We start from the raw sequence: 10724 nt of genomic DNA, 5'->3' as shown, positions 1-10724 counted from the left end.
CCTGCCGGTCGCCCGGCTCGAGGACGGGACGATGTGGAACTGGTAAGAGGCGGCAGCGTGGCAAGGATCGTCTGCCTCGGAGAGGCGATGGTGGAACTGTCCGCTGGCGCTACGGGGGGCGAGCGCAGCTTTACGTACTGGTGGGATGCGAGCGCGGCGCGTGCGATGTTTGAGGTGGAGACCGTGGACGAGGCGGAGGGTGCGGATCTGCTGTGCTTCTCGCTCATCTCGCTCGGGATTTTGCCGCCGCAGGGGCGGCGGGATCCGCTGCGGCTTGCGGGCCGCGTGCGCGATGCGGGCGGCCTGGTTGCCTTCGACGACAATTACCAGCCCAGGCTTTGGGAGTCGCCCGAGGCGGCGATCCGCATGCGCGACAAGGCCATAGCCTTCGCCGACATTGGCCTTCCTACATTCGAGGACGAGGCGCTGCTGAGCGGTGCGAAGTCGCTGCGCACTGGCAGCGGAGGGGTTGTGGCGAACTAATCGTGAAGCTTGGTTCCGATGGCTGCCTGCTCCCCGATGGCTCGCCATGCCCGGTGCCGCAGGCGCTTGACCCGATTGACACAGGCGGCGCGGGGGATGCGTTCAACGGCGCTTACCTTGCAGCGAGAACGGGCTGCGCCAAGTCGGATGTTGCTGCACTGGTGGGCAACGCGCTGGCAGGCTGGAATGTCAAGCGGCACGGCGTGATTCCGGGGCGGGACGAGGCAGCCCCTACACCGGACAACATATTCGCGTGAGCAGTAAATTGGTAAGATGTCTTGCGGCTCGCACTCGTATATGACATTCAGGCCGGCATGGCGGAACGCTTGAAGCTTTACCAGCGCGTGGCGCAGGACATCGAACAGCGCATCAGGAGCGGGCAATATGCGGTCGGCAGCCGGTTGCCCGCAGAGCGTGACCTCGCGGAGAAGTTACAGGTCAGCCGCCCCACCGTCCGCGAGGCAATGATCGCGCTGGAAATCCGCCAATTGGTCGAAGTACGCCACGGCTCGGGCGTCTACGTGGCCGAGGAAATGCCTATCGACCGCAGCCCGGCCGAACTCGACGTCGGCGCCTTCGAACTGATCGAGGCTCGCATCATGTTCGAGGGTGAGGCGGCGGCCCTGGCGGCGAAGGTCATGAGCAACGAGGAAATCGCAGCGATCGGAGATATCCTGGAGCGGATGGAAGCGCTGGACCCCGCGACGGCGGAGGAACTGGCGCTCGATCGGCAGTTCCACATGGCGATCGCCGAGGGTACGCAGAGTTCGCTGGTCGCACAGACGATCCAGCACTTGTGGGACTTGCGCGAACAGTCGCCGCTGTGCCGCCACATGTTCGATCAAGCCCGGCGAGGGGGCATCAATCCTAGACCCGAAGAACATCGCCGCGTCTTCGAAGCCCTGGTCCGGCGCGATGCCGAGCAGGCGCGTTCCGCCATGCGCTCGCACCTCATGCGGGTTTCCGAGGATCTGCTCGCCGTGACGGAACTCCAACTGATCGAGAAAGCAAAACAGGAGATCGGTGAAAAACGCAGACGGATCGGCGCTGCCACGTTGTGACGAAGGCGCGCCAGCGTTGCCGTTCAACCCGTTTCTGACCGGAAGCTGGATCAAGCCCGCTTCGCTATCCCCGAACCAATGCGATATCGGGACATCGCAGCGCTTACCCGTCAACTCTCGTCCTAGTTCTTCCACGCGGCGTCAAGACGACGACTGCTTTCGGTAATACGTTCGGTCTGCGTGAAGTGGGCCGGAAACTGCTCCCTGATCGTTCCGCAGCATTCGCGCTGCGCAGCAAGACAATCGTAACCGCAAAGCGGGCGAACAGGGGGATGAACGTATGAAGGGTGAGCTATTCTTCGGTGCCGCGGTATGCGCGGTCATGGTGCCACACCTGGCGGTAGCCCAGGAAAACCGCGATGAAGCGGTAGCGAGCAACGACATCATCGTAACCGCCCAGCGCCGCGCCGAGCGCACCCAGGACGTGCCGATTTCGATCACTGCCCTGGGCGCCGATGCGTTGGCGCAGGCGAACGTCAAGCAACTGGGCGATATCGTCAAGCTGACCCCGGCGTTGCGCTTCGATTACCAGGCCAACTTCGTGCAGCCCACGATCCGGGGCGTGGGCAATGCGGTGGTTACGGCGGGCGGCGGCTCGAACGTGGGCATCTACACCGACGGATTTTATTCGCCCAACCCGCTGGCGGCCGACTTCCAACTGCTGAACGTCGAGAGCGTCCAGGTGCTCAAAGGCCCCCAAGGCACTCTGTTCGGGCGCAATACCACGGGCGGTGCGATCCTGGTGACCACCACCCGCCCCAGTACCGACACGCGCATGGTGGGCGAGATGTCTTATGGACGTTTCAACGCATTCCAGGCCAAGGCCTATGCGACCACGGGGCTGTCAGACCGGGCGGCCTTCGATCTCGAAGGCAACTACAGTTCCGGTGACGGATACTTGCGCAACATCATCGCCGCCGGGCCCAGGCACCCGGGCAGCTATGAGAACTGGACCCTGCGCGCCGGGCTTTCGATCGACCTGACGGATTCGATCGACGTGCTGCTGCGCTACAGCCACCAGCAGGTGGATGATGCCACGAACGTGGCGCTGGCGATCCTCCAGCAGGACGGGGTCACTTATGCGCCATTCCAGGGCCTCCCTGAACAGCTGCCCGGCTCGCTTGTCGCTACGAAGTATCGCGACGTCGCCATCGTCGACAGCGCACGTCCGTACTTCCGCTTCAATGCCGACATCTTTCAGGGAACCGTCGGCTTCGACCTCGGGTTCGCCGACCTGACATCGTACACCCAATATCGCGAGGACAAGTCGGACATCGTCTCCGACAACGACCAGACCGGGGCGAGCATCAATTACAATCGCATCCCGGTTACCGACAAGACCTTCACCCAGGAGTTCATTCTCGCCTCGCGGCCGGGCAGCCGCCTGCAGTGGACAGCCGGGCTGTTCTATTTCAACTACGTCGATGCATTCGCGCCGCTCGAACTGGGCACCAGCGAGGACAACGTCTATATCGAGGGCGCTTCGCATTCGCGCACGCAGAGCATCGCCGCCTTCGCCGATTTCACCTACCAACTGACCGACAAGCTGTTCCTCACCGCCGGTGCCCGCTACAGCCGCGACAGGTTCGATCGTGGCGCATTCCGCCTGAGCCTGATCAATCCGCCATTCGATCTGGCCAACCAGTCCTTCCCTGCGCTCAAGACCGAACGCGTGACGCCGCGCGCGGTGATCCGCTACGCGCTTGACGACAGCAGCTCGATCTATGCCTCCTACACCAAGGGCTACAAGGCGCCGCTGGTGGACGTGATCGCTGGCGGCAACGTCGATCCCGAACTGATGGATGCCTACGAGATCGGCTTCAAGCACGCGACGCGCGCGTTCTCGTTCAATCTTGCAAGCTGGTATTACGATTACAAGGATTTGCAGATCTCGATCTACAAGGACAACCTCTCGCAGATTCTCAATGCCGCGACGGCTCGGATCTATGGCGTGGAAGGCGATGTCAGCTACCGCGTGACCCCCGATTTCACGCTGACGGCCGGCGGAGCATTCGTCGATGCGAAATACAAGTCGTTCCCCAATGGCAGCTACTTCGACATCTGCACCGACGCGGCGACCTGCGGCGCGAACTACGGTTTCTGGACGCTGTTCCCAACCGATGCCAGCGGCAAGCGGATGCAGCGCGCGCCCCGGTTCACGGCCACACTGGGGGCCAGCTACGGCATGGACCTGGCGAATGGGAGGCTGATGCTGTCGGGCAGCCTCTACCATACCTCCAAGATCTTCTTCGACCTCAGCGAGCAGTTCCACCAGAAGGCCTACGATCTGGTCGGCCTGCGAGCGGAATGGACCGACCCGTCGGGCCGGATGAAGCTGGCCGTCTATGGCGACAACCTGCTTGGCGAGAAGTACATCACCCAGATCGCCGGTCATGCGCCCTCGATCGGTGCCGGCTGGGGGGCGCCGACCACTTTCGGCCTTTCGGTACGCTACGAGCTGGGCAAGTGACGAGCGGCAGGAGTGGAGGCGGCGGCAACGCACTCGCGCCTGAACTCGCGCGCGCCATGCTGGGCCGGATGCTGCGCATCCGTTTGTTCGAGGAGGCTGTTGCCGATCTCAAGGCAAGGGCGGTGATGCCCGGGGCGACGCATCTTTCGATCGGCCAGGAGGCGGCCATCGTCGGCGCCTGCCTTGCGCTGCGCGATGACGACTACCTCACCGGGACCCATCGCTCGCATGGGCACCCGATCGGCAAGGGCGCCCGGCTCGGCCCGCTGATGGCCGAGTTGTTCGGCAAAGCCAACGGCGTGTGCAAGGGGATGGGCGGATCGATGCACCTTGCCGACTTCTCGGTCGGCAGCCTGGGCGAATCCGGGATCGTGGGCGGGCTCATGCCGATCGCGGTGGGGGCAGGGCTGAGCGCGCGAATGCGCGGCACGGACCAGGTGTGCCTGTGTTTCTTCGGCGACGGCGCGGTGAATGAGGGCGTGTTCCACGAATCCCTCAATCTCGCGGCGACCTGGAAGCTGCCGGTGGTGTTCCTGTGCGAAAACAATGGTTACGCGATGTTCACCCGGCACGGATCGACTTCTGCCGATGGCGACATCGCCGGGCGCGCTGCCGGCTATGCGATGCCCGGCGCGAAGGTCGACGGGCAGGACGTCGAGGCAGTCCACGACGCGGTGCGCGAGGCCGTGGCACGCGCACGCTCCGGGAAGGGCCCCACGCTGGTCGAGGCGGTGACATATCGCTACTGCGAACATAGCGAGTTCGGCGGCATGACGCTGCCCACCTATCGCGATGCACGCGAGATCGAGGACTGGCGCGAACGTGACCCGATCGCGCTGTTCGAGACGCGGCTGGCATCCATGCAGGTGCTGTCCAATGCCGAAATGGCGGCCATGCGCGGCGAGGTGGCCGAGGAGGTCGCGGCATCAATTGCTTTTGCCCAGGCGGGTGAAGACCCGGTGCCTTCGGCGCTGTTCGACTGCGTCTACGGATAAGGAGGGCAGATGCCCAAACAGACTTTCCTGAAAGCCGTCGGTCAGGCCATTCGCGACGAGATGCGTGCCGACCCGCGGGTCTTCGTCATGGGCGAGGACGTGCGCTCGGGCATCTACGGCGATTTCGGCGTGGCCGAGTTCGGTGAGGAGCGGGTGCGCGATACGCCGATCTCGGAAGCGGGATTCTTCGGTGCGGGAATCGGCGCGGCGATGACGGGGATGCGCCCGGTCGTGGAGGCCACCGCGTCCACCTTCCTGTATTGCGCGATGGACCAGATCGTGAACCAGGCCGCCAAGATTCGGTACATGACCGGAGGGCAGGCGAAAGTGCCGATCGTGTTTCGCGCGCAAGTGCTGTTCGGCGTCGGCGCCGCAGCGCATCACTCTGACCGGGCCTGGGCGATGTTCGCGCAAGTTCCCGGGCTCAAGATCGTCGTTCCCTCCAACGCCCATGATGCCAAGGGCCTGATGACCGCCGCCATCCGCGACGACGGCCCGGTGCTCTGCTTCGAGGATTCGAGTCTGTGGGGCAGGCGCGATACGGTTCCCGAAGGCGACTATGTCGTGCCGATCGGCGTCGCCCGGATCGTGCGTGAAGGGTGCGACGTCACCATCGTCTCGCTCGCCAGCGGGGTGCATCATGCGCTGGCGGCGGCGGCTACCCTGGCGCAGGAGGGCATCGAGGCTCAGGTGGTGGACTTGCGCAGCATCGTCCCGCTCGACCGGGAAACGATCCTGGATTGCGTGCGGAGGACGGGCAGGCTGGTCGTGGTCGATCCGGCGCCGCTGACTTGCGGCATCGCCTCGGAAGTCGCAGCGACGGTCGCCGAGGGAGCCTTCGCCAGCCTGAAGGCGCCAGTGGTCCGACTGACGGCGCCGGACGTTCCGGTGCCGTTCGCTCCGGCGCTCGAACGCCTGATGTACCCCGACGCGGCGGGGATCGTTGCGGCAGTGCAGCGGGTCATGGCCTATAGCGAGGAAGCGGTCTCATGAGCATGATCGAAGTACGAATGCCGCAATGGGGCATGAACATGACCGAGGGAACAGTCACGCAGTGGCTCAGGAAAGTCGGCGACAGCGTCGAGGAAGGCGAGGCCATCGTCGAGATCGAGGCGGCCAAGGCCGCCAACGTGGTCGATGCCCCGGTGACCGGCATACTCGCGCAGATACTCGTCGAGGAGGACGAGACGGTGGCGGTGCAGACTGCGATCTGCCTGATCGAGACATGACCGCCGCTGCCTCCAGCGCCGTGGCCCGGACGGACCGGCTCGACCGCTGGCTCGACGTGCTCGATATCCGCGAGGCGCTGGCCGAATATTTCCGGGCGCTGGGAGCAGGCGATGCCGCGCGGGCGGCGGGGCTGTTCCTGCCCGATGCCCACGAACACCACGGCCCCGTCAGCGGCCCTGCCCATGACCTGACCGGGCAGTTCGTCGCCAACGCGACTTCCATGTACTCGGCCACGGTGCGCCATGTGCTGGATGCCAAAGTGGACGTCGCGGGAGATACGGCGCTGAGCGAGGCCGGCTGGTTCAACATCCTTCAGCAAGGCGACCGCGACTGTTTCTATGCCGGGCGCTACCTCGATCGCTGGCAGCGGTATGACGACGACTGGCGTATCGCTGCGCGGGTTGCTGTGGTGGACTGGTGGCGCGTGGACCGCCGCGGCGACATTCCCTTCTACGAAGGCGCCGAAGCAATTCTTCGCTTCGCCGGTCGCGGACTGGACGATCCCGAAATTCGCGCCTGCCTCGGTCTGCCCACGGGCGAGGCGGCGCCATGACCACGATCCAGACCGTGACGGGCCCGATCGACGCTGACCGCCTCGGCCGGGTGCTGGTGCACGAACACATCTTCACCGGCGATATCGAGCACCTGCTCAACTACGGCCACGATTTCGACGAAGAGGTCGAGGTGGAGAAGGCGGCAGCGCGGATGAACGCGCTCAAGGCTTCGGGCATCGATACGATCGTCGACCTGACGGTGCTGGGCCTGGGGCGCTACGTGCCGCGCATCCGCAGGGTGGCGCAGCACACCGATCTCAATATCATCGTCTCGACCGGCTGCTATACGCTGGGCGAACTGCCGATGCCGTTCCAGATGGTCGGACCCGGGCTGCTGTTCGATGAGCCTGATCCGATGCCCGAACTGTTTGTCGGCGACATTACCCATGGTATCATGGACACCGGAATCCATGCCGCCGAACTGAAGTGCGCGATCGATGCTGCAGGGCTGACACCGGGAGTGGAGCGGGTGATGCGCGCGGTGGGCCAGGCGAACCTGCGTACCGGGGCGCCGATCACCATTCACACCAACCCCGCAAATCGTTCGGGCCTGATCGCCCAGCGCGTGCTGGCCGAGGAGGGCGTGGATCTGCGCGACGTGATCATCGGCCATTCGGGCGATTCGGATGACCTCGACTATCTTACCGCGCTGGCGGAGCAGGGCTCGATCCTGGGTATGGACCGGTTCGGCATAGCTTTTTCGCTGACCTTCGAGCAGCGTATCGCGACGATACTGGGCCTTATCGAGCGCGGGTTCCTGGCCAACCTCGCGCTCTCGCATGACTGTTATTGCTGGACCAACTTCCATCCCGGCGGTGTGGCACGGTTTCACGAGCACCAGTATTCGGGCGTCATCGACCACGTGATCCCTGCCTTGCGCCAGGCCGGATTACCGACTGGCGCCATCGAGACCATGCTGGTCGATAACCCGCGCAGGCATTTCGTGGACGCAGCCGAGCGTTTCGCAAGGCGGAGCCAGAAGGCCCTTTCGCGCGATGGAATTTGACTATGTCATCGTCGGTGCCGGCACGGCAGGCTGCGTGCTCGCCCACCGCCTCAGCGCCGATCCGGCAACCCGTGTGCTGCTGCTGGAGGCGGGCGGCCCGGACCGCGCGTTCAACATCCAGATGCCGGCAGGATCGAAGGCGCTGCTGGGAAAGCCGAATCCCTTCAACTGGTTCGATTTTACCGAGCCACAGGCCCATTTGGGTGGGCGACGCATGTACTGGCCGGCCGGGCGCGGCTGGGGCGGCACCTCGTCGATCAACGGCATGGCCTATGTGCGTGGCCATCCGCTGGACTACGATGGCTGGGCGGCAGCGGGTTTGCCGGACTGGTCCTACGACCGGATTCTGCCCTACTTCCTGAAAGCCGAGGCCAACGTGCGCGGCGCGTCCCGCTTCCATGGCGGCGATGGCCCGCTGCGGATTTCGGACACGCCCGGATGGTCTGCGCTCTCGCAGGCTTTCGTCGAGGCGGGCATGCAGGCGGGCCATCCGCTCAGCCGGGATTTCAACGGCGAGGAACCGGAAGGCTTCGGGGCGTTGCAGATGACGCTGCACAAGGGCCGCCGGGTGAGCGCGGCGAGCGCCTACCTGCATCCGGCCCTGGGGCGGCCCAATCTCAAGGTGATCAGCCACGCCCGCGTCACGCGGGTCCGTGTAGAGCAAGGCAGGGCAAGCGCGGTGGAGTGGCTGCGCGCAGGCCAGCGCGAAGTCGCCCGCGCCGCGCGCGAGATCGTGCTCTGCGCCGGCGTCGCCCGCACGCCGCAGGTTTTGATGCTGTCGGGCATCGGCGATGCGAGGCACTTGCGCGAACATGGCGTCGAGGTGCTGTGCGACAGCCCGGAAGTCGGCAGAAACCTCCAGGACCACGTCGCCGTTCAGGTCAAATGGACATGCCCGCTCCCGGTCACGCTCTACCGGGACTTGCGCTGGTATCGGACCTTGTGGGCAGGCCTGCGCTATCTCGCCACCCGTAGCGGACCGGCGGCGGGGATGGGGGTGGAGGCCAACGGGTTCGTGCATAGCCGCCCGGGACTGTCCCATCCCGACCTCCAGATCGCCCTGATGAATGCGCTGATGGAGGGTGAGGGAATCGACGGACTGCGGATCGAGCGCCACGGCTTCACCCTGAGCGTGTGGAACCTGCGGCCGGAAAGCCGTGGCACGATCACCCTGCGCTCGCCGGACCCGCTTGCCGCGCCCGTAATCCAGCCAGAATACATGTCCGCGCCGGCGGACGCGGAGGTGCTGCGCGCGGCGGTGGGGATCGTGCGCGAAGTGGTCGCGCAGCCGGCATTCGATAGCTTTCGGGGCGAGGAAGTGAGTCCGGGGCCGGAGGTCACCGGAACCGAAGGGATCGCCGATTTCGTGAATGCTACGGCGGGCGGCCTGTTCCATCCCGTCGGCTCCGCGAGGATGGGCAGCGATGCGCGATCGGTGGTCGATCCGGCCTTGCGTGTGCGCGGCGTGGCGGGATTACGCATCGCCGACGCCTCGATCATGCCGCGGATCGTCTCGGGCAACACGGCTGCGGCCGTGTTCATGATCGCCGAGAAAGCCGCCGACCTTATCGCGCGAGACAAATTTCAGCCTCGCGTCATCACTTCACGCGGGGTGATCGCATAGGCCTGCCGGAAGCAGCGGCTGAAATGCGAGGAGTCCGAAAAGCCACAGGCCATCGCTACGTCGGTCACAGACATGTGCCGCGCGGAGGCGACCTGCAGCATCGCGCGGGCGGCCTCCAGCCTTTCGGCCTTGATGAGACCCTGCAGGGTGGTCCCTTCGCCCCGAAACACCTTGTGCAGGTAATTGAGCGAAAGCCCTGCCTCCTCTGCCACGTCGGCAAGCGTGAGGTCGAAGTTCGCCAACTGCCGGCGCACGATCGTGCGCACCCGCGCTACGATCGCGTCCCGGCCGCTCGGCGCCTGTTCCAGGCTGTCGTCGCTCCCGGCCTGGTTTGCCAGGACCAGTTCCGCGATGATCCGCACCGAGCGCAGGAACTCCGCCGGGCTAAGAGTCCATGCGCGCTGGGCGAAAAGACGGATCATGTCGATGGTAAGTGCATCGAATCCACCTGAACCCCGGCGCATGCACAGCCGCTTGGGATTGACGACGCGCCGGTTGACGAATTCGGCCGGGAGCAGAAGGCTGACGACTTCCGACGTCTCCTCGCCATTGCGGCACTGCATGACGTAAGGCTCGCTGGTGCAGAAGAACATCGCTTCGCCCGGCCGTACCACCAGTTCGCGCCCCATGTGGGACAGACGACGTTCTCCGCGTAGCGGCAACGACAGGATGAAGCGCTCGCGGTTGTCGCTGGCCACGGTTTCGCGGTCGCGCATTTCGCTCTCGGCCCATTCGGGGATGCGCTCGCCGCTCGCGGAGGAATGGATGAGAGTGAAGCCTTCCGCCGAATAGGCACGGTTCAGGCCATTTCGCCAGATCGGCGCACCCGCGCGGTGTGCCATGCGCAACCGGTAGACATTGCGGTGCGCGAAGGCGTTGTTCTCATCCAGCGCATCGGCGCCCCAGGCCGTCCAAGCCAGTTCCTGTACTTGCGCCGCATCCAGAATGCCCATTCCCGGCTCTCCCGCCAGTTCTCGGTGATGGTCCGCAGCCGGGGGCCGCGCCCGCTGGGTCCGCACCTTTTATCTTGATCCCATCTCATCCCATGCCGGCAAACACAGGTCCAGCGATCCGTTCGGATCGCTTGCCAAACATCGCACCGAGGTTGGCAAGCCGCGTCAACTGGTGAGACAGCCGCCGTTGACGTTCAGGCTTTGCCCGGTGATGTAGCCGGCTTCCTCGGAGGCGAGGAAGTTCACCGCTGCGGCGATGTCCTGCGCGGTGCCCAGCCGGGGGATCGGATAGGAGGCGAGGATGTCGCGATAGTCGATCGGGAACAGGCTGGCGTCGATCGCGCGCCG

The 10724-nt window shown here is 65.1% G+C and carries 11 protein-coding genes and 1 pseudogene; 10 read left to right on the top strand and 2 right to left on the bottom strand.

All coding sequences use genetic code 11. From position 1 onward, the window contains the following. The 10 genes and pseudogenes from LH128_RS32120 to LH128_RS11615 form a co-directional block, all read left to right on the top strand. Nucleotides 1-483 (top strand): annotated as a pseudogene (locus tag LH128_RS32120) (hypothetical protein); the annotation flags it as partial. A gap of 2 nt (nt 484-485) precedes the next feature. Continuing rightward, nucleotides 486-740 (top strand): PfkB family carbohydrate kinase, encoded by a 255-nt coding sequence (locus LH128_RS34505; RefSeq protein WP_051211477.1) that lies wholly within the window; start codon nt 486-488, stop codon nt 738-740. 57 nt (nt 741-797) lie between these two features. Further along, complete coding sequence (locus LH128_RS11650) at nt 798-1544, top strand: FadR/GntR family transcriptional regulator (protein ID WP_037519134.1); 747 nt, start codon at nt 798-800, stop codon at nt 1542-1544. Between the two features lie 280 nt (nt 1545-1824). Further along, nucleotides 1825-4014, top strand: coding sequence for a TonB-dependent receptor (locus LH128_RS11645; protein ID WP_008829829.1), 2190 nt, complete (start codon nt 1825-1827; stop codon nt 4012-4014). Next, the gene (locus tag LH128_RS11640) at nt 4011-5009 is read left to right on the top strand and encodes a thiamine pyrophosphate-dependent dehydrogenase E1 component subunit alpha (protein ID WP_008829828.1); all 999 of its coding nucleotides are present in this window, start codon (nt 4011-4013) and stop codon (nt 5007-5009) included. The genes LH128_RS11645 and LH128_RS11640 overlap by 4 nt, the downstream gene beginning before the upstream one ends. 9 nt (nt 5010-5018) lie before the next feature. Further along, nucleotides 5019-6002: an alpha-ketoacid dehydrogenase subunit beta gene (locus tag LH128_RS11635; protein WP_008829827.1), complete on the top strand. Its 984-nt coding sequence runs from the start codon at nt 5019-5021 to the stop codon at nt 6000-6002. Beyond that, a complete protein-coding gene (locus tag LH128_RS11630; protein ID WP_008829826.1) occupies nt 5999-6238 on the top strand; it encodes a lipoyl domain-containing protein in 240 nt (79 codons plus the stop codon). Before LH128_RS11635 ends, LH128_RS11630 begins: the two co-directional genes overlap by 4 nt. Further along, a complete protein-coding gene (locus tag LH128_RS11625) occupies nt 6235-6792 on the top strand; it encodes a nuclear transport factor 2 family protein (RefSeq protein ID WP_008829825.1) in 558 nt (185 codons plus the stop codon). The genes LH128_RS11630 and LH128_RS11625 overlap by 4 nt, the downstream gene beginning before the upstream one ends. Next, the gene (locus LH128_RS11620) at nt 6789-7799 is read left to right on the top strand and encodes a phosphotriesterase family protein (protein WP_008829824.1); all 1011 of its coding nucleotides are present in this window, start codon (nt 6789-6791) and stop codon (nt 7797-7799) included. The genes LH128_RS11625 and LH128_RS11620 overlap by 4 nt, the downstream gene beginning before the upstream one ends. Next, nucleotides 7789-9423 (top strand): GMC family oxidoreductase, encoded by a 1635-nt coding sequence (locus tag LH128_RS11615; protein ID WP_008829823.1) that lies wholly within the window; start codon nt 7789-7791, stop codon nt 9421-9423. The genes LH128_RS11620 and LH128_RS11615 overlap by 11 nt, the downstream gene beginning before the upstream one ends. Here LH128_RS11615 and LH128_RS31380 read toward each other — a convergent pair. Both LH128_RS31380 and LH128_RS11605 read right to left on the bottom strand, forming a co-directional pair. Beyond that, complete coding sequence (locus tag LH128_RS31380) at nt 9384-10376, bottom strand: AraC family transcriptional regulator (RefSeq protein ID WP_008829822.1); 993 nt, start codon at nt 10374-10376, stop codon at nt 9384-9386. The two genes, LH128_RS11615 and LH128_RS31380, sit on opposite strands and share 40 nt — an antisense overlap. A 165-nt stretch (nt 10377-10541) precedes the next feature. Beyond that, nucleotides 10542-10724, bottom strand: a 183-nt coding sequence (locus LH128_RS11605) for an SDR family oxidoreductase (RefSeq protein WP_008829821.1), incomplete at its 5' end; no start/stop codon positions are given.

Source organism: Sphingomonas sp. LH128 (assembly GCF_000293195.2).
GTDB lineage: Bacteria > Pseudomonadota > Alphaproteobacteria > Sphingomonadales > Sphingomonadaceae > Novosphingobium > Novosphingobium resinovorum_A.
The sequence above is the reverse complement of the archived record's forward strand: the minus strand, read 5'-3'. Positions and strand labels throughout refer to the sequence as shown.

What these genes read in the sequence shown, in the direction of transcription:
- LH128_RS31380 (WP_008829822.1), bottom strand. Translation starts at nt 10,376, where the DNA reads ATGGGCATTCTGGATGCGGCGCAAGTACAGGAACTGGCTTGGACGGCC.
- LH128_RS11645 (WP_008829829.1), top strand. Translation starts at nt 1,825, where the DNA reads ATGAAGGGTGAGCTATTCTTCGGTGCCGCGGTATGCGCGGTCATGGTG.
- LH128_RS11615 (WP_008829823.1), top strand. Translation starts at nt 7,789, where the DNA reads ATGGAATTTGACTATGTCATCGTCGGTGCCGGCACGGCAGGCTGCGTG.
- LH128_RS11630 (WP_008829826.1), top strand. Translation starts at nt 5,999, where the DNA reads ATGAGCATGATCGAAGTACGAATGCCGCAATGGGGCATGAACATGACC.
- LH128_RS11625 (WP_008829825.1), top strand. Translation starts at nt 6,235, where the DNA reads ATGACCGCCGCTGCCTCCAGCGCCGTGGCCCGGACGGACCGGCTCGAC.
- LH128_RS11635 (WP_008829827.1), top strand. Translation starts at nt 5,019, where the DNA reads ATGCCCAAACAGACTTTCCTGAAAGCCGTCGGTCAGGCCATTCGCGAC.
- LH128_RS11650 (WP_037519134.1), top strand. Translation starts at nt 798, where the DNA reads ATGGCGGAACGCTTGAAGCTTTACCAGCGCGTGGCGCAGGACATCGAA.
- LH128_RS11620 (WP_008829824.1), top strand. Translation starts at nt 6,789, where the DNA reads ATGACCACGATCCAGACCGTGACGGGCCCGATCGACGCTGACCGCCTC.